The sequence below is a fragment of the Streptomyces sp. CCM_MD2014 genome (assembly GCF_000772045.1).
In the GTDB taxonomy this organism is placed as follows: Bacteria; Actinomycetota; Actinomycetes; order Streptomycetales; family Streptomycetaceae; genus Streptomyces; species Streptomyces salinarius.
This window is the reverse complement of record NZ_CP009754.1, coordinates 1,857,426-1,880,997: the sequence shown is the minus strand read 5'-3', so window position 1 is coordinate 1,880,997 and position 23,572 is coordinate 1,857,426. Positions and strand designations below refer to the sequence as shown.

The 23,572-nt window shown below is 72.7% G+C and carries 2 protein-coding genes; both read right to left on the bottom strand.

Going from position 1 to position 23,572, the window contains the following annotated elements; translation table 11 throughout:
* Window positions 1-38: 38 nt before the first annotated feature.
* Window positions 39-10,901, bottom strand: coding sequence for a type I polyketide synthase (locus NI25_RS08165; RefSeq protein ID WP_420710808.1), 10,863 nt, complete (start codon window positions 10,899-10,901; stop codon window positions 39-41).
* A gap of 55 nt (window positions 10,902-10,956) precedes the next feature.
* Entirely contained in the window at window positions 10,957-23,337 is a 12,381-nt protein-coding gene (locus NI25_RS38410) for a type I polyketide synthase (protein WP_148315114.1), read from the bottom strand.
* Between the last annotated feature and the right edge of the window lie 235 nt (window positions 23,338-23,572).

Here is a 23,572-nt window from a genome sequence, read left to right as displayed (position 1 = left end):
TGGGCGTTGCCATGATGTGCTCCGGAATACGAGGTGGGTCAGGAGTCTTTTCCGTCGAGTGCCATACGAATCAGGTCGTCGACGTCCATCTCGTCGATGGATTCGGTCTCTTCCCCTCCCGTGGCGGTCTCTTGTTGTCGCTTCGGACCGGCGAGTCGCAGTACCAGGTCCAGCAGGCCGGCCTCGCGGAATCGGGACATGGGGATGGCGGAGACGGCCTCCCGAAAGGCCTTCTCTTCGGGGTCGTCCTGCTCTGCGGCGGCCGCCCCTTCCGGCACGATTTCCAGCCGGATCCGTTCGGCGAGCACGGTGGAGTTCGGGTAGTCGAAGATGAGCGTGGCGGGCAGGCGCAGGCCCGTCGCCGCGGCGAGGCGGTTGCGTAGTTCCACCGCGGTCAGCGAGTCGAAGCCCAGCTCGGTGAACGACCTCTTCGGGCCGACGGCGTCCGGCGACGCGTGTCCGAGGACGGCGGCGACTTCGCTGCGCACCAGGTGGGCCAGGTGTCGTTCGGCTTCGGCCTCGTTCATGCCCGCGAGTCGTTCAAGCAGACCGACGCCGCTGCCCGCCTTCGTCTCAGCCGCACGCCGGGGCCGGGTGCGTACGAGTCCGCTGAGCAGGGCGGGCAGCCGCCCGGAGTCCGCGAGCGCACGGAGGGCGGGCAGGTTGAGCCGTACGGGGACCAGCAGGCCGTCTCCGTCGTCGGCGACCGCCTTGTCGAGCAGGGCGAGGCCGTCGGTCTCGCTCAGTGCTTCCGCGCCGAGCCGCGCGATCCGGTGACGGTCGGTCTCGCCCAGCCCGGCGGTCATCGCGCTCGCCCCGGCCCACAGACCCCAGGCGAGGGACAGTCCGGGGAGGCCTTCGGTGCGGCGGGTCTGGGCGAGGGCGTCCAGGAAGACGTTTGCCGCCGCGTAGTTGGCCTGGCCCGCGTTGCCGAGGACGCCGGCGGCCGAGGAGAACAGCACGAAGGCGGTCAGGTCCATGTCGCGGGTGAGTTCGTGCAGGTTCCATGCCGCATCCATTTTCGGTCGCAGCACCGTGTCGAGGCGGGAGGCGTCCAACGCTTCCAGCACCCCGTCGTCTACAACACCCGCCGCATGGATTACGGCGGTCAGCCGATGGCCGCTGAGGGCCTGCGCCAGGGCGGTGCGGTTGGCTGCATCGCATGCCAGCACTTCTACGGATGCGCCCTGGTGGGTGAGTTCGTCGCGGAGTGCGTCCATGCCGTCGGCGGCGAGTCCGCGTCGGCTGAGCAGCAGCAGCTCCCGTACACCGTGCACCGACACCAGGTGCCGGGCGACGACACCGCCCAGCGCACCGGATGCCCCAGTGACCAGCACCGGACCGTCTCCGAACCCCGAAGCCTCATCGGCCGAGTCCTGGGCCCGCATCAGTCGTGGGACGCGTACGGCGCCGTCGCGTACGGCCCACTGCGGCTCATCGCAGGCCAGTCCGGCGGCCAGCGCCTCGCTGCCGGCCCCGTTGGGGAGATCCGCCAGCACGAACCTCCCCGGGTGCTCGGCCTGTGCCGCGCGTACCAGGCCCCACACCGGGGCGACCCGCATGTCCACCGGCTCATCCGCCGACACGGCCACGGCACCCCGGGTCACCACGACCAGCCGGGAGGACGCCAGCCGCTCATCAGCGACCCACCGCTGCACCAGATCGAGTACGTCAGCCAGCCGGTTCCGTACGGCATCCGGCACCGGAGCACCCTCCACCGCCGGGCACTCCAACACCACCGTGCCGGGAAGATCCTCCGACGACGCGACCAAGGCATCCACATCCGCGAACACCTCTCCACCCTCGGCAAGAGGGCCGTCCCCCAGCACCGCCCAAGAGACGGCCACACTCGAGCCGCCCGCCGCCGGCACCCAGTCCACTTGGAAGAGCGACTCGTCCCTCGCTGCCGAAGCCGCCGCGGCCATCTGTTCCCGCGATACCTCCCGCAGACTCAACGACTCGACCTGGGCGACCGGCAGTCCGGCCTCGTCGAAGAGGTCCACGGTCGCGCCCCCGCGTCCGTCCGGCGCGATGCGCACCCGCAGAGCCATCGCACCAACGGCCTGCAGGGACACCCCGGACCACGCGAACGGCAGCCGCATTCCCTCGCCGTCGGCGAGTTGCAGCAGCCCGATCGCGTGCAGGGCGGCATCGAGCAGCGCAGGGTGCAGCCCGAACGCGTCGGCCGCGTTCGCGGCCTCCTCGGGCAGGGCCACCTCGGCGAACACCTCGTCGCCGCGCCGCCACGCCGCCCGCAGTCCGCGGAACACCGGGCCGTAGACCAGGCCCTTGTCGGCGAGCGTGTCGTACACGTCGGAGACCTCGACCGACGTGGCCCGGGCGGGTGGCCAGGGCGCGTCGTACTTGTCGGGAGCGGCGTCGGCCACCGCCAGGACTCCGTCCGCGTGCGCGGTCCACTCGGCGGTCGCGGCACCCGCCAGGTCGTGGGGACGGGAGTGGATCTCGACGGTACGGCGGCCCTCGGCGTCTGCCTCCCCCACGGACACCTGGAGCTGCACGGCACCGGCCTCCGGCAGGACCAGCGGCGCCTGAAGCGTCAGCTCCTCCAGCCGGCCGCAGCCCACCTCGTCCCCGGTGCGCAGCGCCAGCTCTACCAGTGCCGCGCCCGGCACCAGCACCACACCGCCCACGGTGTGATCCGCCAGCCACCCGTGCGAGGCGACCGACAGCCTGCCCGAGAACACCGTCCGGTCGGACCCGGCCAGCTCCACCGCGGCCCCGAGCAGTGGATGCCCCGCCCCTTGCAGCCCCGCCGCGGTGACATCACCGACGCCGGCCGTTTCCTCCAGCCAATACCGTTCGTGCTGGAAGGCGTATGTGGGCAGTTCGACAGGCCGTGCGCCGGGCAGCACTGCCGGCCAGTCGACGGGAGTCCCGGCCAGGTGCAGCCGGCCCACCGCCTCGGCTGCCGCTTGTACTTCGGTGCGGTCCCGGCGCAGGACGGCCATGGCTTCCGTCTGGAGGGTTTGCTCGACGAGTCCGGTCAGTACCGTGTCGGGGCCGATTTCGACGAACTTCCGCACGCCGAGCCCGTGCAGGGCGCGCAGCCCGTTGGCGAAGCGGACGGTTGCACGGACGTGGGAGACCCAGTAGTCGGCGGAGGCCATCTCGTCCGACACGGTGGTTCCGGTGACGGTGGAGACGAATGGCAGGGACGGTTCCCGGAAGGACAGTCCTTCGACGACGGTCCGGAAGTCCTCCAGCATGGGTTCCATCAGGGGGGAGTGGAACGCGTGGCTCACGGTCAGCCGCTTCACTCGCCTGCCCTGGGCGTCCAGGGCAGCAGCGATTTGTTCGACCTCGGTCTCGGCTCCGGAGATCACCACGGCTTGGGGTGCGTTGACTGCGGCGATGTCCGCCCGGCCGGCGGCCTTCTCCAGGAGGGGCAGGACTTCGTCTTCGGATGCCTGTACGGCGATCATTGCGCCGTTGCCGGGCAGTGCCTGCATCAGCCGGCCGCGGGCGGCGACCAGTACACAGGCGTCGGTGAGGGAGAGCACGCCGGTCACGTGTGCGGCGGCGATCTCTCCGATCGAGTGTCCGGCCACTGCGTCTGGGCGGATCCCCCATGATTCCAGCAGCCGGAACAGTGCCACCTCGAGGGCGAACAGTGCCGGCTGGGTGAACTCGGTTTGGGACAGGGTCTGTGCGTCCCCGTCCCACATCACCTCACGCGACGGGCGCGGCAGCAAGGGGTCCAGTACCGTGCACACCTCGTCCAGCGCGTTGCGGAACGCGGGGAAGGCGTCATACAGCTCCCGGCCCATCCCCAGCCGCTGAGCCCCCTGCCCCGTGAACAGAAAGGCGGTACGGCCGGTCGGGGTATCGGTGGTCTCCGTCGGGGTGCCGAGAGCGGTGAGGAAGTCGTCGTGGTCGGCGCCGACGACGACGGCCCGGTGTTCCAGAACGCTCCGAGTGGTGGCGAGGGAGAACGCCACATCCACCGGGCGTAGTTCGGGCCGTTCGGCGACGTACGACCGTAGTTGCTCCGCCTGCGCTCGCAGGGCTTGCGGGGATGCGCCCGAGATCACCCACGGCACGACACTCCCGTCCCAGGGTCCGGTGTCGGTCGGCTCGGCCGGCTTGGCAGGTGTGGGGGGCTGTTCGATGATCACGTGGGCGTTGGTGCCGCTGAACCCGAAGGACGACACCGCTGCCCGGCGCGGATTCCCGGTCTCGGGCCACTCCCGTTCCTCGGTGAGCAGCCGCACCTGGCCCGCCGTCCAGTCGACCTGGTGCGACGGTTCGTCTGCGTGCAGGGTGCGCGGCAGGATGCCCTCGCGCAGTGCCATCACCATCTTGATCACACCGCCGACACCGGCTGCCGCCTGGGCGTGCCCGATGTTGGACTTCAACGACCCCAGCCACAACGGCCGTTCCTCGGGACGCTCCTGCCCGTAGGTCTCCATCAGGGCCTGCGCCTCGATGGGGTCGCCCAGAGCCGTGCCCGTGCCGTGGGCCTCCACCGCGTCGACCTGCCCGGCCTCCAGTCCCGCGGTGGCGAGCGCCTGCCGGATCACCCGCTGCTGGGACGGCCCGTTGGGCGCTGTCAGACCATTCGACGCACCGTCCTGATTGACCGCGCTGCCCCGGACGACCGCCAGGATCGGGTGCCCCAGGCGCTGGGCGTCGGACAGCCGCTCCACGAGCAGCATGCCCGCGCCCTCGGCCCACCCGGTGCCGTCCGCACCCGCCCCGAAGGCCTTGCACCGACCGTCCGCCGCGAGCCCCCGCTGCCGGCTGAAGTTGATGAACGCCTCCGGCGTCGCCATCACCGTGACACCACCCGCGAGTGCCATCTCGCACTCACCGGCGCGCAGTGCCTGCACCGCAAGGTGCAGAGCCACCAGCGACGACGAGCAGGCGGTGTCCACACTCACCGAAGGGCCCTCAAGCCCGAACGTGTAGGACAGACGGCCCGCGATCACACTCGTCGCATTACCCGTCCCCATCAGGCCCTCGAGATGCCCCGGCACCTCCCGCAGACGCGACGCGTAATCGTGGTACATCACCCCCGCGAAGACGCCCGTCCGGCTGCCGCGCAGGGTGGCCGGGTCGATGCCGGCGCGCTCGAACGCCTCCCACGACGTCTCCAGCAGCAGCCGCTGCTGCGGATCCATCGCCAGCGCCTCACGCGGCGAAATCCCGAAGAATCCCGCATCGAAATCCGCCACCGCGTCCACGAAACCACCCCGACGCCCGTACGTCTTCCCAGGACGATCCGGATCAGGGTCGTACAAGCCCTCCACGTCCCAGCCACGGTCTGCCGGGAACTCGGAAATCACATCCGCCCCCGACAACACCACCTCCCACAATCCCTCCGGAGAAACCACACCCCCCGGAAAACGACACCCCATCCCCACAATCGCCACCGGCTCGCTGGAGGCCATGACGACTGGGCGGGCGGAATCCGCGGGCGTTTCGGCACTGTCGTCGACGAGGTCTTTCAGGACGCGGTCGGCTAGGGCGGCGGACGTCGGGTGGTCGAAGATGAGCGTGGCGGGCAGGCGAAGGCCCGTCGCCGCGGTGAGACGGTTCCGCAGGTCCACGGCGGTCAACGAGTCGAAGCCCAGCTCCTTGAAGGACTGCGTGGCCTGGATGGCGTCCGGCGTGGCGTGGCCGAGGACGCCCGCGACCTCGCGGCGGACCAAGCCCTGGACGTGCTCCTCTCGTTCGGCCGGCGACAGGCCGATCAGATGGTCGGTCAGCGCGCCCCCGCCCGCTACCACACCCGCAGCCCCGGCCGCGGCCTGACGTCGTACCGTCCCCGGGACCAGCGCCCTCATCAGCATGGGCAGGGTGCCCGCCTGGGCCTGGGCACGCAGCGCCGGACGGCTGAGTCGCACCGGGACGAGGAGGCCGGGGGCGTCCTCGCCGAGTGCTCGGTCGAGCAGGGCAAGGCCCTCGGCCTCGCTCAGTGCTTCCGCGCCGAGCCGCGCGATCCGGTGACGGTCGGTCTCGCCCAGCCCGGCGGTCATCGCGCTCGCCCCGGCCCACAAGCCCCAGGCGAGGGACAGTCCGGGGAGGCCTTCGGTGCGGCGGGTTTGGGCGAGGGCGTCCAGGAAGACGTTTGCCGCCGCGTAGTTGGCCTGGCCCGCGTTGCCGAGGACGCCGGCGGCCGAGGAGAACAGGACGAAGGCGGTCAGGTCCATGTCGCGGGTGAGTTCGTGCAGGTTCCATGCCGCATCCATTTTCGGTCGCAGCACCGTGTCGAGGCGGGAGGCGTCCAACGCTTCCAGGACACCGTCGTCGAGGACTCCGGCCGCATGGATCACGGCGGTCAGCCGATGGCCGCTGAGGGCCTGCGCCAGGGCGGTGCGGTCGGCTGCATCGCATGCCAGCACTTCTACGGATGCGCCCTGGTGGGTGAGTTCGTCGCGGAGTGCGTGCATGCCGTCGGCGGCGAGTCCGCGTCGGCTGAGCAGTACCAGCTTCCGTACACCGTGCACTGACACCAGGTGCCGGGCGACGACACCGCCCAGCGCGCCGGATGCCCCGGTGACCAGCACCGGACCGTCTCCGAATGCCGGGACACCGGAGACCGCAGCCTGCGCACGGGCCAGTCGTGGGACGCGTATGGCGCCGTCGCGTACGGCCCACTGCGGCTCATCGCAGGCCAGTCCGGCGGCCAGCGTTTCGCTGCCGGCCCCCGTGGGGAGATCCGCCAGCACGAACCTCCCCGGGTGCTCGGCCTGTGTCGCGCGCACCAGACCCCACACCGGCGCGACCCGCACGTCCACCGGCTCATCCGCCGACACGGCCACCGCGCCCCGGGTCACCACGACCAGCCGGGAGGACGCCAGCCGCTCATCAGCAACCCACCGCTGCACCACATCCAGCACACCGGTGAGCCGGGCCCGTACGGCATCCGGCACCGGAACACCCTCCACCGCCGGACACTCCAACACCACCGTGCCGGGAAGATCCTCCGACGACGCGACCAAGGCATCCACATCCGCGAACACCTCTCCGCCCTCGGCCAGAGGGCCGTCCCCCAGCACCGCCCAAGAGACGGCCCCGGCCTCGGCCGAGCCACCGTCGGCGACGGAAACCCACTCGACCTCGAACAACGAGTCGGCGCCGCCCCCCGCAGCAGCCGGTCCCATCGCCGCGATCACCTGCTCACGCGACACCTCCCGCACGTTCAACGACTCGACGGCGGCCACCGGCGCTCCCGTCGGGTCCGCCGCGGTCACGGAGAAGCTGTCGGGGCCGGTCGGTGCGATCCGTACCCGCAGCGCGGTGGCACCGACGGCGTACAAGGAGACGCCGGACCAGGCGAACGGCAGCCGGGTGGCGCCGTCGGCGACGAGGGAGGTCAGGCCGATCGGGTGGAGGGCGGCGTCGAGGAGAGCCGGGTGCAGACCGAACCCGCCGACGCCGGACGCCTGCTGTTCGGCCAGTGCGACCTCGGCGAAGAGTTCCTCTCCGCGTCGCCAGGCGCGCAGCAGGCCCTGGAAGGCGGGGCCGTACTCGTATCCGCGGTCCGCGAGGTCCTCGTAGAAGCCTTCGACGCCCACCGGTTCGGCGGCGCGCGGGGGCCAGGCGGTGAAGTCGTCCGAGGGGGTCGGGGCGGGTGTGCCCGGAGTGAGGAGGCCGGTGGCGTGGCGGCTCCAGCCGGTATCGGTGCTCCGGGGGTGCTGCGGGTCGGGCTGCGGCCGTGAGTACACGTGGACGGGGCGCGCCCCGCGTTCGTCGGGTGCGCCGACGGTGACCTGGACCTGCACCGCGCCCTCGGGCAGCAGGACCAGTGGCGCTTCGAGGGTGAGGTCGTCGACGCGACCGCAGCCGACCTCGTCACCGGCGCGTAGCGCCAGCTCCACCAGGGCCGTGCCCGGCACGAGCGTCGCCCCGCCCACGGTGTGGTCGGCCAGCCAGGGCTGGACCGCCGGGGACAGCTGACCGGTGAGCAGGACGCCGTCGCCCTCGGCAAGGGCAACGGACGCGCCGAGCAGCGGATGGTGGGCGGCACCGAGTCCGACCGCACTCATGTCGCCGGTGCCGGCGGGGACGTCGAGCCAGTACCGCTGCCGCTGGAAGGCGTAGGTGGGCAGGTCCACCCGTTGCGTGCCGAGCCCTTCGAGGACGGCCGCCCAGTCGACGGAGGTACCGGCCGCGTGCAGCCGGGACACGGCCGTGAGCAGAGCCCTCTCCTCCGGTTCGGCGCGGCGGAGCACGGAGACGACGACGTCCGAACCCACGGGGGCGACCACGTCGGCCCCACCGTCACCCTCCGGACCCGCCGACCCGTCCGGTCCGTCCATCACGTCCAGGGTCTGCTGGATCACCGGCAGCAATGTCGCCGACGGGCCGACCTCGACCCAGCGACCGACGCCCTGCGCGTGGAGGGCGGTGACGGCGTCGGCGAAACGGACGGTGGCGCGGACGTGGGTGACCCAGTAGTCGGCCGTCCGCATCTCCTCCGGGTCGGTGGCGCCGGTGACGGTCGACACGATCGGGATGCCCGGCTCGTGGAAGGTGACCCGTGCCAGGGTGCGCCGGAACTCGTCGAGCATCGGCTCCATCAGCGGCGAGTGGAAGGCGTGGCTGACCCGGAGCCGCTTCGTGCGGCGGCCGCGTTCCGTGAGGAGGGCGACGATCTCCCGTACGGCCGTGTCCGCGCCGGAGAGGACCACCGCGCCAGGCGCGTTGACGGCGGCCAGGCCGACCTCGTGCTCGTGTCCGGCGAGCAGTGGCAGGACTTCGTCGGGGCTTGCCTCGACGGCGACCATGGTGCCACCGGACGGAAGTCGCTGCATGAGCCCGCCGCGCGCGGCGACCAGTGTGCAGGCGTCCTCCAGGGAGAGGATCCCGGAGACATGGGCAGCGGCGATCTCGCCGATGGAGTGTCCGGCGAGTAGGTCGGGCCGTATGCCCCACGACTCAAGGAGCCGGAAGAGGGCGACCTCCAGGGCGAAGACGGCGGGCTGGGTGCAGCCGGTGGTGTCGAGCGCCTCGGCCTGCGTGGTGCCCGGCGCGGTGAGCATCACCTCGCGCAGCGGCCGTTCGAGCAGCGGGTCGAGTACGGCGCACACCGCGTCGAGGGCCTGCCGGAACCGCGGGAACCGGGCGTGGAGTTCGCGCCCCATGCCGGCCCACTGCGAGCCCTGCCCGGAGAACAGGAACGCCGTCGCACCCGGCGTCGCCGTGCCCGTCACGCCGTCGGCCGCGCTCTCGCGTTCTTCGGCGAACCGTGCGAGGGCGTCGATGAGTTCGGCGCGGTCGGTGCCGAGCGCGATGAAACGGTGGGGGAGTGCGGCACGGGTGGTGCCGAGCGAGAACGCGACGTCGGCGGCGGTGAGGTCGGGGCGGGCGAGCAGGTGCGCGTGCAGCCGGGCCGCTTGGGCCCGCACCGCGTCGGCGCCGCGCGCGGATACCGGCCAGGGGAGCAGGGCGGGGCGGACGACGGGCGTTCCGTCGCTGTCCGCCTCGGAGTCCGAGTACGCCTCGGGATCGGTGTCGGTCGGCTCGGTCGGCTTGGCAGGTGTGGGGGGCTGTTCGATGATCACGTGGGCGTTGGTGCCGCTGACGCCGAAGGACGACACCGCTGCCCGCCGTGGCCGACCCGTGTCCGGCCAGGTGGACTGTTCGGTGAGCAGTCGTACCGCGCCCGCTGTCCAGTCGACCTGGTGCGACGGTTCGTCTGCGTGCAGGGTGCGCGGCAGGATGCCCTCGCGCAGTGCCATGACCATCTTGATCACGCCGCCGACGCCGGCTGCTGCCTGGGTGTGTCCGATGTTGGATTTCAACGAGCCCAGCCACAGCGGCCGTTCGGTGGGGCGTTCCTGCCCGTAGGTCGCCTGGAGTGCCTGCACCTCGATCGGGTCACCCAGCGACGTGCCCGTGCCGTGCCCCTCCACCGCATCAATGTCGGTCGGACCAAGACCCGCGGTGGCCAGTGCCTGCCGGATCACCCGCTGCTGGGACGGCCCGTTGGGCGCTGTCAGACCGTTCGACGCGCCGTCCTGATTGACCGCGCTGCCCCGGACGACGGCCAGAATTGGGTGCCCCAGGCGCTGGGCGTCGGACAGCCGCTCCACGAGCAGCATGCCCGCGCCCTCGGCCCACCCCGTGCCGTCCGCACCCGCCCCGAAGGCCTTGCACCGACCATCCGCCGCCAGCCCCCGCTGCCGACTGAACTCGACGAACGTGTCCGGCGTAGCCATCACCGTGACACCGCCCGCGAGGGCCAGGCTGCACTCCGCCTGACGCAGTGCCTGGATGGCGAGGTGCAGCGCGACCAGGGAGGACGAGCAGGCGGTGTCGACGGTGACCGCCGGGCCCTCCAGGCCGAGGGTGTAGGCGATGCGGCCGGTCGCGATGCTGCCGGCGCTGCCGTTGCCGACGTACCCTTCGACGTCCTCGGGCACGGTGCCCGCGCCGAGCCGGGCGCCGTAGTCGTGGTACATGACGCCCGCGAAGACGCCCGTACGGCTGCCGCGCAGGGTGGCCGGGTCGATGCCCGCGCGCTCGAACGCCTCCCACGACGTCTCCAGCAGCAGCCGCTGCTGCGGATCCATCGCCAGCGCCTCACGCGGCGAAATCCCGAAGAACGCCGGGTCGAACTCGGCCGCGTTCCGCAGGAAACCGCCCTCACGGGAGTACGTCTTGCCGGTGCTCGACGGGTCCGGGTCGTAGAGGGCGTCGATGTCCCAGCCGCGGTCGCCGGGCATCACGTCGATCGCGTCACGGCCCTCGGCGACCAGCTCCCACAGGTCCTCCGGAGACTCGACACCACCCGGGTAGCGGCACGCCATCCCGACGATCGCGATGGGTTCGTGCCGTGCGGCCTCGGCCTGTCCGAGACGGCGCCGGGTCTCGGCCAGGTCGGTCGTCACCCGCTTGAGGTAGTCACGCAGCTTCTGCTCGTTGGACATCAGTCAGTCACCATTCGAGTCGTCGTCGGAGACGATCGGGCTGGAGGGGGTACGGCGTTCAGCCGAGTTCGTTGTCGATGAAGGCGAAGATCTCGTCGTCGGTCGCCGCGTCGATCTTGTCGGCGACCCGCGCGGCCTCCACCGGCCGCGCCGCCTCCTCGAAGCGGGCGAGCAGGGTGGTGAGGCGCCGCTGGATGTCGGCGCTCCTCTGGTCGGTCGGGTCGACGTCGGTCAGCATCTGCTCGATCCGGTCGAGTTCGCCGAGCAGGCCCTCCGGGCCCGCCGCCGGCAGGTCCGGGATTTGCGTGCGCAGATGACGGGCCAGGTCGGCGGAGGTCGGATGATCGAAGACGACCGTGGCGGCCGGCTTCAGACCGGTGGCCGCGTGAAGCCGGTTGCGCAGTTCCACCGCCGTGAGCGAGTCGAACCCGAGGTCTTTGAAGGCACGCTCCGGTTCGACCGTCGCGGCGGAACGGTGTCCCAGCACCCCGGCGACCTCCGTACGCACCAGGTCCAGCAGATGCGCCGCCCGTCGGCTCTCGCTCATCGCCGCCAGCCGCTCGACCAGCCCGCCGCTTGAGCCCGCCGCCGCTGGGGCCGCCGCCTGCCGCCGCGCCCTGACGGGCACCAGCGCGCGCAGCACGGCGGGGACGAGCTGGGAACGACCTTGCAGAGCAGCGAGGTTGAGTCGCACCGGGACGAGGAGGCCCGGGGCGTCCTCGCCGAGTGCTCGGTCGAGCAGGGCGAGGCCCTCGGCCTCGCTCAGTGCTTCCGCGCCGAGCCGCGCGATCCGGTGACGGTCGGTCTCACCCAGCCCGGCGGTCATCGCGCTCGTTCCGGCCCACAGACCCCAGGCCAGGGACAGTCCGGGGAGGCCTTCGGCGCGTCGGGTTTGGGCGAGGGCGTCCAGGAAGACGTTCGCCGCCGCGTAGTTGGCCTGGCCCGCGTTGCCGAGGACGCCGGCGGCCGAGGAGAACAGGACGAAGGCGGTCAGGTCCATGTCGCGGGTGAGTTCGTGCAGGTTCCATGCCGCATCCATTTTCGGTCGCAGCACCGTGTCGAGGCGGGAGGCGTCCAACGCTTCCAGCACCCCGTCGTCTACAACACCCGCCGCATGGATTACGGCGGTCAGCTCACGGCCGTCCAGCGCCTGCGCCAGGGCGGTGCGGTTGGCTGCATCGCATGCCAGCACTTCTACGGATGCGCCTTGGTGGGTGAGTTCGTCGCGGAGTGCGTCCATGCCGTCGGCGGCGAGTCCGCGTCGGCTGAGCAGTACCAGCTCCCGTACACCGTGCACTGACACCAGGTGCCGGGCGACGACACCGCCCAGCGCACCGGATGCCCCGGTGACCAGCACCGGACCGTCTCCGAATGCCGGGACACCGGAGACCGCAGCCTGCGCACGGGCCAGTCGTGGGACGCGTACGGCGCCGTCGCGTACGGCCCACTGCGGCTCATCGCAGGCCAGTCCGGCGGCCAGCGCCTCGCTGCCGGCCCCCGTGGGGAGATCCGCCAGCACGAACCTCCCCGGATGCTCGGCCTGTGCCGCGCGCACCAGACCCCACACCGGGGCGACCCGCACGTCCACCGGCTCATCCGCCGACACGGCCACGGCACCCCGGGTCACCACGACCAGCCGGGAGGACGCCAGCCGCTCATCAGCGACCCACCGCTGCACCACATCCAGCACACCGGTGAGCCGGGCCCGTACGGCATCCGGCACCGGAACACCCTCCACCGCCGGACACTCCAACACCACCGTGCCGGGAAGATCCTCCGACGACGCGACCAAGGCATCCACATCCGCGAACACCTCTCCACCCTCGGCAAGAGGGCCGTCCCCCAGCACCGCCCAAGAGACGGCCCCGGCCTCGGCCGAGCCACCGTCGGCGGCGGAAACCCACTCGACCTCGAACAACGAGTCGGGATCGTCCGCGACCGCCAACTGCTCCGGGCTCACCTCGCGCAGCGCCAGCGACTCCACCGACGCGACCGGCAATCCGGTCTGGTCGAACAGCTCCACGCCGACGGCACCGCGCGCGTCGTCCGGTGCGATCCGCACCCGCAGAACCGCGGCACCGACCGCGTGCAGGGTGACTCCGGTCCAGGCGAACGGCAGCGGCGTTCCCGAACCCCCGGTCACAGAGGCGAAGTTCATGGCGTGCAGGGCGGCATCGAGCAGCGCAGGATGCACCCCGAAAGCTCCGGCCGCGTTCGCGGCCTCCTCGGGCAGGGCCACCTCGGCGAACACCTCGTCGCCGCGCCGCCAGGCTCGGCGCAGACCCTGGAAGACGGGGCCGTACTCGTAGCCCCGGTCGGCCAGGCCGTCGTAGAAGGCGCCCACCTCGACGGCCGAGGCGTCCTGCGGGGGCCATACTTCGCCGAGTGCGGCCGGGGCGGGGTGCGCGGCGGCCTCGGTGAGGGCGCCGAGCGCGTTGCAGGCCCAGGCCGCCTCAGCCGCGTGCCGCTCGAGGCGCGAGTGGATCTCGACGGTACGGCGGCCCTCCGCGTCCGGCTCCCCCACGGACACCTGGAGCTGCACGGCACCGGTCTCCGGCAGGACCAGCGGCGCCTGGAGCGTCAGCTCCTCCAGCCGGCCGCACCCCATCCGGTCACCGGCCGCCAGCGCCAGCTCGACCAGTGCGGTGCCGGGGATGAGGACGGTGCCGTGGACCGCGTGATCGGCCAGCCAGCCCTGCGAGGCTGCCGAAAGACGCCCCGCGAAGACCATCCGGTCGGACCCGGCCAGCTCCACCGCCGCGCCGAGCAACGGGTGCTCGGCCCGCTGGAGACCCAGCGCCGTGACGTCACCGACGTTGACGGGGGCGTCCAGCCAGTACCGTTCGTGCTGGAAGGCGTACGTCGGCAGATCCACTCGCCGCCCACCGGCCAGCATTGCCGGCCAGTCGACCGAACCACCCCGCGTGAAGAAGGCGCCCACCGCCTCGACTGCCGCTCGTACTTCGGCGCGGTCCCGGCGCAGGACGGGCACGGCGTGTGTCTGGAGGGTTTGCTCGACGAGTCCGGTCAGTACCGTGTCGGGGCCGATCTCGACGAACTTCCGTACGCCGAGGTCGTGGAGGGCGCGCAGCGCGTCGGTGAAGCGGACGGTCTGGCGCACGTGCCGTACCCAGTATGCGGGCTCGGTGATCTCGGTTCCTATGGTGGTTCCGGTGACGGTGGAGACGAAGGGCAGGGACGGTTCCCGGAAGGACAGTTTTTCGACGACGGTCCGGAAGTCGTTCAGCATGGGTTCCATCAGGGGGGAGTGGAACGCGTGGCTCACGGTCAGCTGCTTCACTCGCCTGCCCTGGGCCGTGAGAATCCCGGCAATCTGTTCGACCTCGGTCTCGGCTCCGGAGATCACCACGGCTTGGGGTGCGTTGACGGCGGCGATGTCCGCCCGGCCGGTGATCCCTTCCAGCAGGGGCAGGACTTCGTCCTCGGTTGCCTGTACGGCGATCATTGCGCCGTTGCCGGGCAGTGCCTGCATCAGCCGGCCGCGGGCGGCGACCAGTACACAGGCGTCGGTGAGGGAGAGCACGCCGGTCACGTGTGCGGCGGCGATCTCTCCGATCGAGTGTCCGGCCACTGCGTCCGGGCGGATCCCCCATGATTCCAGCAGCCGGAACAGTGCCACCTCGAGGGCGAACAGCGCCGGCTGGGTGAACTCGGTCCGGGACAGGGTCTGTGTGTCCCCGTCCCACATCACCTCACGCGATGGGCGCGGCAGCAAGGGGTCCAGTACCGTGCACACCTCGTCCAGCGCGTTGCGGAACGCGGGGAAGGCGTCATACAGCTCCCGGCCCATTCCGACCCGCTGAGCCCCCTGCCCCGTGAACAGGAAGGCGGTACGGCCCGGGACGGCGGTCGCCGTCTCCGTCAACGCGCCCAGGCCCTCGGCGAGTTCACTGAGGTCCGTGCCCACCACCACGGCACGGTGTTCCAGCACCCCTCGCGTCGTCGCAAGCGAGAAGGCCACATCCAGCGGGCGTAGTCCGGGCCGCTCGGCGACGTACGACCGCAACCGCTCCGCCTGCGCCCGCAGGGCTGTTTCCGACTTGGCACTGACCAGCCACGGGACGAGCGGCAGGGAAGGCTCCTCCGGGGTGTCCTCGGCGGGGCGTGCCGGGGCCTGCTCCAGGATGAGGTGGGCGTTGGTGCCGCTGGCGCCGAAGCTGGAGATACCGGCGCGGCGGGGCTGCCCGGTCTCGGGCCACTCGCGCGACTCGGTGAGCAGCCGTACGTTCCCTGCCGTCCAGTCGATGTGCGGGGACGGTTCGTCCGCGTGCAGGGTGCGCGGCAGGACGCCCTCGCGCAGTGCCATCACCATCTTGATCACACCGCCGACACCGGCTGCCGCCTGGGCGTGCCCGATGTTGGACTTCAACGACCCCAGCCACAACGGCCGTTCCTCGGGACGCTCCTGCCCGTAGGTCTCCAGCAGGGCCTGCGCCTCGATGGGGTCGCCCAGAGTCGTACCCGTACCGTGGGCCTCCACCGCGTCGACCTGCCCGGCCTCCAGTCCCGCGGTGGCGAGCGCCTGCCGGATCACCCGCTGCTGGGACGGCCCGTTGGGCGCTGTCAGACCGTTCGACGCGCCGTCCTGGTTGACGGCGCTGCCCCGGACGACCGCCAGGATCGGGTGACCCAGGCGCTGGGCGTCGGACAGCCGCTCCACCAGCAGCATCCCCGCGCCCTCGCTGAAGCCGGCACCGTCCGCGCCCGCGCCGAACGCCTTGCAGCGGGCGTCGGGCGAGACGGCGCGCTGACGGCTGAACTCGAGGAACATCTCGATCGACGACATGACGGTGACGCCGCCGACCAGCGCGAGCGAGCACTCGCCCTGCCGGATCGCCTGCATGGCGAGGTGCATCGCCACGAGGGAGGACGAGCAGGCGGTGTCGACGGTGACCGCCGGGCCCTCCAGGCCGAGGGTGTAGGCGATGCGGCCGGTCGCGATGCTGCCGGCGCTGCCGTTGCCGACGTACCCTTCGACGTCCTCGGGCACGGTGCCCGCGCCGAGCCGGGCGCCGTAGTCGTGGTACATGACGCCCGCGAAGACGCCTGTCCGGCTGCCGCGCAGGGTGGCCGGGTCGATGCCCGCGCGCTCGAACGCCTCCCACGACGTCTCCAGCAGCAGCCGCTGCTGCGGATCCATCGCCAGCGCCTCACGTGGCGAGATCCCGAAGAACGCCGGGTCGAACTCGGCCGCGTTCCGCAGGAAACCTCCCTCACGGGAGTAGATCCGTCCGGGGACGCCCGGGGTCGGGTCGTAGAGGGCGTCGACGTCCCAGCCGCGGTCGCCGGGCATCACGTCGATCGCGTCACGGCCCTCGGCGACCAGCCGCCACAGGTCCTCCGGGGACGCCACGTCGCCGGGGAAACGGCAGCTCATGCCAATGATCGCCATGGGCTCGTCGGCGGCGGCCGGCGTACTCGGGCGGGCCGCCGGGGCGTCACCGGCCGGGCTGACGCCGCCGCGTTCGGACCACAGCAGGCGGACGACGGCGGCGGCGTTCGGGTGGTCGAAGACGAGGGTCGCGGGCAGGCGCAGCCCGGTGGCGGCGCCGAGCCGGTTGCGTAGTTCGACGGCGGTGAGGGAGTCGAAACCGAGGTCCTTGAAGGCGCGTTCGGGTTCGACCGCGTCGGGGGTGGTGTGGCCGAGGACGGCCGCGACCTCGCCGCGGACCAGGTCGAGCAGGAACTCCTCGCGCCGGTCCGCGGGCAGTGCGGCGAGCCGCCCGCCGAGGTCGCCGCCGTCGGCCGACGCGGCACCAGCACCCGTACCGGTCGCCTGTCGGCGCACACGCTGCGGGACCAGGGCACTCAGCAGCGCCGGCACCCCGGAGACCGCCGCGCGCCGCCGCAGGGCCGCGAGATCCAGCCGTACGGGGAGCAGGTGCGGCTCGTCGGTGCGGGCGGCCGCGTCGAGAAGGGCGAGGGCCTGCCCGGTCTCCATGGCGGCGACGCCGAGCCGGGCGAGCCGGTTCAGGTCGGTCTCGCCGAGCCGACCGGTCATCGCGCTGGTCTCGGCCCACAGGCCCCACGCCAGCGACAGACCGGGCAGGCCCTCGGCGCGGCGGGCCTGGGCGAGGGCGTCGAGGAAGACGTTGGCGGCCGCGTAGGCGGCCTGGCCGGCGTTGCCGAGGGTGCCGGCGCCGGCCGAGAACAGCACGAACGCCGACAGCTCGTGGTCGCGGGTCAGCTCGTGCAGATGCGAGGCGGCGTCGACCTTGGGCCGCAGCACGGTGTCGAACCGGGCCTCGTCCAGGGACTCCAGCACACCGTCGTCCAGCACACCGGCCGCGTGCACCACGCCGGTCAGCCGACGGCCGGTGAGCACGCGGGCCAGGGCGTCGCGGTCGGCCACGTCGCAGGCGATGCTCTCGACGGTCGCGCCGAGGGCGACCAGCTCCGCCTCCAGCCGCTCCATGCCGTCGGCCGCCGGGCCGCGCCGGCTGACGAGCACCAGCTCCCGCACGCCGTGCGCCGAGACCAGGTGCCGGGCGACGATACCGCCGAGCACCCCGGAGGCGCCGGTGACGAGCACCGGACCGTCCCCGAAGCCCGGCGCCTCACCGGCCGGAGCCTGCGCCCGCACCAGACGCGGGACGCGCACGACACCGTCCCGCACGGCCCACTGCGGCTCACGGGAGGCCAGCCCGGCGGCCAGCTCCCGCGCACCGGCACCCACGGGAAGATCCGCCAGCACGAACCGGTCCGGGTGCTCGGCCTGTGCCGCACGCACCAGACCCCACACCGGCGCGACCCGCACATCCACGGTCTCACCGGCGCACACGCCCACCGCGCCCCGCGTCACCACGACCAGTTGTGAGGACGCCAGCCGCTCGTCGGCAACCCACCGTTGGACCACGCCCAGCACCTCGGCGAGCCGCGCCCGTACGGCCTCCGGCACCGCACCTGCGCCCTCACCCGCCGGGCACTCCAGCACCACGGTATCGGGAAGGTCCGCCGACGACGCGACCAGCGCATCCGCGTCCGCGAACGCGAGACCACCGTCACCCAGAGGCGAGTTCCCCAGCACCGCCCAGGACGCGGCCTCGGCCGAGCCACCACCGGCCGTGGCAACCCACTCGACCCGGAACAGCGAGTCGTCGGCCCCAGGAGCCGCGGCCGCGAGCTGCGCCTCGGACACCTCACGCGTCGTCAGGACGTCCACCGAGGCCACCGGCGCCCCGGAGGCGTCCCCCACGTCGAGCGTCACCGTCGTCGGATCACCGGCGACCGGGGCCATGCGCACGCGCAGGGTGGTCGCGCCCACGGCGTGCAGGGCGACCCCGCGCCACGAGAACGGCAGCCGGTTCCCGGGGGCACCGTCGTCCGCGGGGGCGAAGAGCGTGAGCAGCCCGGCCTGGAGCCCCGCGTCGGCCAGCGCGGGGTGCAGCCCGAACTCCCCGGCGGAACCCGCGATTTCCTCGGGAAGGGCGACCTCGGCGAACACCTCGTCCCCACGACGCCAGACGCGGCGCAGGCCCTGGAACGCGGGGCCGTACTCGTAACCGCGCCCGGCCATCGTCTCGTAGAAGCCGTCGGTGTCGAGGACTTGGGCGTCCCGGGGCGGCCAGACGGTGAGGTCGGCCCGGCCGTCGGCCGGTTCACCGGCGCCGGGCATCACCGTGCCCGTCCCGTGCAGCGTCCACGGCCCGTCCACGCCCGGCTCCTCCGGCCGCGAGTAGATGTCCACGCTGCGCACCCCGGCGTCATCGGCGGCGCCGACGACGACCTGGACCTGCACCGCGCCCTCGGGCGGCAGGACGAGCGGAGCCTGGAGCGTGAGTTCCTCCACGCGTCCGCAGCCGACCTCGTCGCCCGCACGGACAGCGAGCTCGACCAGGCCGGTGCCGGGCACGAGGACGACACCACGTACGGCGTGATCGGCAAGCCAGAGGTGCGTGGCGAGGGAGAGCCTTCCGGTCAGGACGGTGCCGCCGTTGCCCGCGAGGGCGACGGCCGCTCCGAGCAGCGGATGGCGGGCGGCGCCCAGCCCGGCCGCCCCGACATCGACACCGCTGCCGGTGGTGTTGTCGAGCCAGTAGCGCTGGTGCTGGAACGCGTAGGTCGGCAGTTCCACCGTGTGTCCGGCCGGCACGAGCCGGGACCAGTCGACTGCGACGCCTGCGACCCATGCTTGGCCGAGTGAGGTGAGCAGCCGTCGCGCACCGCCCTCGCCCCGGCGCAGTGTTCCGCAGACGGCAGGGCGGGTGCCGGCGGCTTCCAGAGTCTCCTGGACGCCGACTGTGAGTACCGGGTGGGCGCTGACCTCGATGAAGGCGTCGAAGCCGCGGCGTGTCAACTCGCGTACGGTTTCCTCGAAGCGCACTGTCTGCCGCAGGTTGCGGTACCAGTACCCGGCGTCGAGTCCGGTGGTGTCGTGGACTGCGCCGGTGACGGTGGAGTAGAAGGGCACCGTGCCCGGCAGGGGGGAGACGTCCGCCAGGACGTCGCGGAGTTCTTCCTCCGCCTGTTCCACGAAGACCGAGTGTGAGGCGTAGTCGACGGCGATGCGCCGCACTCTGACTCCGTCGTGTTCGAGTGCGTTCACGAATGCGTCCAGTGCGTCGAGGTGTCCGCAGACCACACTTGACGACGGGCCGTTGACGGCTGCCAGGGACAGGCGTCCTTCCCAGGGTGTCAGTCGTTCCCGTACCGCGTCGGATGGCAGGGCCACGGAGGCCATGCCGCCCTTGCCTGCCAGCAGGCGGCCGATCACCGCGCTGCGCAGGGCGACCACTCGTGCGCCGTCGCGCAGCGACAGGCCGCCGGCCACCACCGCGGCCGCGATCTCACCCTGGGAGTGGCCCACCACTGCGGCAGGCTGTACCCCGCAGGCCCGCCAGAGCGCGGCCAGGGACACCATCACCGCCCACAGCACCGGCTGCACCACGTCCACAGCCTCCAGCGCCGACGGGTCCTCGGAGTGCAGGACCTGAAGCAGGTCCCATTCCACGAACTCCGTCAGCGCCTCCCGGCACGCTGCCATCGACTCCGCGAACACCGGCGAGGAGTCCAACAACTCCACCGCCATCCCCACCCACTGCGACCCCTGCCCCGGAAACACGAAAACGGGACGGCGGGAATGGGCGGCCGCGTCACCCAGCACGGCTTGGGGAGCGGGGCGTCCGGCGCTCAACGCGTCCAGGGCGTCGAGGAGTTCGCCGCGGTCGGCGCCCACGGCGACGGCCCGGTGCTCGAGCGCCGTACGCCTCGTCGCGAGGCCGAACGCCACGTCGGCGGAGGCCGGTCCGGGCCGCTCGGCCAGGTGTCCGCGCAGTCGCTCGGCCTGCGCGCGCAGGGCATCGGCGGACGCGGCGGACAGTACCCACGGCACGGTTTCGGGCGTGCTGCCGAGGACGCCGTCGGACACTTCGGGCGCACCGCCGGTCCCGGGGGCGGCTTCAAGGATCACGTGGGCGTTGGTGCCGCTCACGCCGAACGACGACACCGCGGCCCGGCGGGGATGCCCGGTCTCGGGCCACTCCCGTTCCTCGGTGAGCAGCCGTACGTTCCCCGCCGTCCAGTCGATGTGAGGGGACGGTTCGTCCGCGTGCAGGGTGCGCGGCAGGACGCCCTCGCGCAGTGCCATCACCATCTTGATCACGCCGCCGACACCGGCTGCCGCCTGTGCGTGCCCGATGTTGGACTTCAACGAGCCCAGCCACAAGGGCCGTTCGGCCGGCCGGCTCTGTCCGTAGGTCGCGAGGAGTGCCTGCGCCTCGATCGGGTCGCCGAGCCGGGTGCCCGTGCCGTGCGCCTCCACCACGTCCACCTGGGAGGCCTGCACCCCGGCGTTCACCAGTGCCTGCCGGATCACCCGCTGCTGAGCGGGACCACTCGGCGCGCTCAGCCCGTTCGACGCACCGTCCTGATTGACCGCGCTGCCCCGCACCACCGCCAGCACCCGGTGACCCAGACGCCGCGCGTCCGACAGCCGCTCGACGACGAGCATGCCCACGCCCTCGGCCAGACCGAAGCCGTCGGCGGACGCGGAGAACGCCTTGCAGCGCCCGTCGGGGGACAGGCCCCGCTGGCGGGAGAACTCGACGAGCATGCCGGTGCTCGGCATCACGGTGACACCGCCGGTCAGCGCCATGTCACAGTCACCGGTGCGCAGCGCCTGGCACGCCTCGTGCAGCGCGACCAGCGACGAGGAGCAGGCGGTGTCGATGGTCAGCGACGGCCCCTGCAGGCCGAGCGTGTAAGAGAGGCGGCCGGAGGCGACGCTGCCGGTGGAACCGAGGAACAGGTGCCCCTCGACGGCGCCGGCCTGCGCGGTGGGCTCGCCGGCGCGAGGGCCGTAGTCCTGGGTGATGAGGCCGAGGAACACACCGGTGCGGGAGCCCTTGAGGGAGTGCGCGTCGAGTCCGGCGTCCTCGATCGCCTCCCAGGCGGACTCCAGGGCGAGCCGCTGCTGCGGGTCCATGGCGAGCGCCTCGCGCGGCGAGATCCCGAAGAACTCCGCGTCGAACTCGGCGGCGTCGTGGAGGAATCCGCCCTCGCGCTGGGAGAACCGGCCGGGGCCGGCCAGTTCGGGGTCGTAGCCGTCGGCGATGTTCCAGCCGCGGTCCGCGGGCAGCGGGCCGACCGCATCGACGCCGGCGAGGACCGTGCGCCACAGGTCGGCGGGGGTGCCCACGCCACCCGGGTAGCGGCACGCCATGCCGACGATCGCCATGGGTTCGTCGTGCGGCACTGCCCGGGCCCCGGCGGCCGGGGCGGGCTCGGCGTCGGCACCGGTGCCGAACAGTTCGGCGTCCAGATGGGCGGCGAGCGCGTCCGGCGTGGGGTGGTCGAAGACGACGGTCGGGGAGAGCCGCAGCCCGGTCGCGGAGTGCAGCCGGTCGCGGATGCCGACGGCGGCAAGCGAGGTGATGCCGAGGTCCCGGAAGGTGCGCCGGCCGTCGATGGAGCCCTGGCCGTCGCCGTCGAGTGCCGCGGCGGCGGACTCCCGCACCACGGTCAGCAGTTGGGCGCGGCGTTCGGCCGGGTCGAGCGGCGCCAGGCGGTCGCGCAGAACCTCGCGCGGGCAGTCGCCGTCGGCGGACTCCCCGTGCGGCCCGGCGGCGAGGACCGCCTCCGGCAGTCCTGCGGCTTTGGAGGCGGGCAGGACGGTCCGCAGGTCGGCGTCACCGCCGGACACGTGCAGCTCGGCCAGTGACGCGAGGAAGCGGGATGGACCGCCCTCACCGCGCCGCAGGGTGCCGAGGACGGTGGCCGCATGGGCCGACCGGGTCGCGGAGACCTCCATGGCGGTGGTGAGCACCGGGTGCGGGCTGACCTCGACGAGCGTGGTGTGCCCGGCTTCCAGCGCCGCGCGGGTGGCGTCGGCGAAGCGGACGGTGGAGCGCAGGTTGCGGCACCAGTAGGCGGCGTCCATGGGCGTGCCGTCCAGCGCTCCGCCGTGCAGCGCGGAGTAGACGGGGATGCGGGGGGTGTGGGCGCGGATGGGGGCGATGTCCGCGTGGATGCGGGTGAGGATCGCGTCGATGTGCGGGGAGTGCGCGGCGAGTCCCACGTCGACGCGCCGGGCGTGGATGCCCTCGGCGGCGAGGTGGGCCACGAGTTCCACCGCGGCGTCCAGGTCACCGGAGGCCACGGCCGAGCCGGGGCTGTTCTCCACGGCGACGACCAGCCTGCCCGGCCAGCGCCGGTCGAGCAGGTCGGCGAGTTCGTCGGCGGGCAGCAGCACCGACACCATGTCGCCGCGCCCGGCGAGGGTGGCCTGCGCCTGGCTCCAGCGGGCCACGACCCGGGCGCTGTCGTCCAGGGACAGCGCCCCGGCGACATGCGCGGCGGCCAGCTCACCGAGGCTGTGCCCGAGCACGGCGCCGGGGGCGACCCCGGCCGCGCTCCACAGGTCGGTCAGCGCCACCATGACCGCGAACAGCGCGGGCTGCACCACGTCGGCGCCGAGCAGCTCGGGTCCACCGGCCGCGCCCGTCACGGAGTCCAGCAGGGAGTGGCCCAGGTAGGGGGCGAACGCGTCGGCGCAGTCGTGCAGCTTGCGGGCGAACACCGGTGCGGCGTCGAGGAGTTCGCGGGCCATGCCGGTCCACTGGGAGCCCTGCCCTGGGAAGACGAACACCGGCCCCGCCGGGGAGGCATCCGCGCGGGTGCCGGTGAACACCGCCGGGTGGTCGGCGCCGGCGGACAGCGCGGCGAGCGCGTCGAGGGTCTGCGCGCGGTCCCCGGCGAGTACGACGGTCCGGTGGGTGTCCGCCCCGGCTCCAGCCCCGGCGAGGAGGGCCTGTCCGACACCGGTCGGCGACCATGCGGTGCTCGCGCGCAGATGCGTACGCAGAGCCTCGGAACGGGCCCGCACGGCGGCGGCGCCGGGACCGGTCAGGACCCAGGGCAGCACGGTCCCGGTCCGGGGGAACAGTGCGGAGCCGCCTGCGCTGCCACGGTGTTCGGACACGTTCTTGCTCCCGTCGTCGTTCTCTTCAAAGGTCTGCGGCACAGACGGCCCGTCAGCGGTACGGCGGCCGGGCGCCCGGTCCGGTCACGCACGGATCCGGGGGTGGCCCGTCCGCCGCACCGCTGACGGCCGCTGGGCCCCCGCCGTCGGGGGAAACGGCGGAGGCCCCGCCACTTGCGTGGCGCTCAGGAGTGGTCGGTCGGTCGAGAGGTCTTCGGGCCGGCCGGCGATGGGG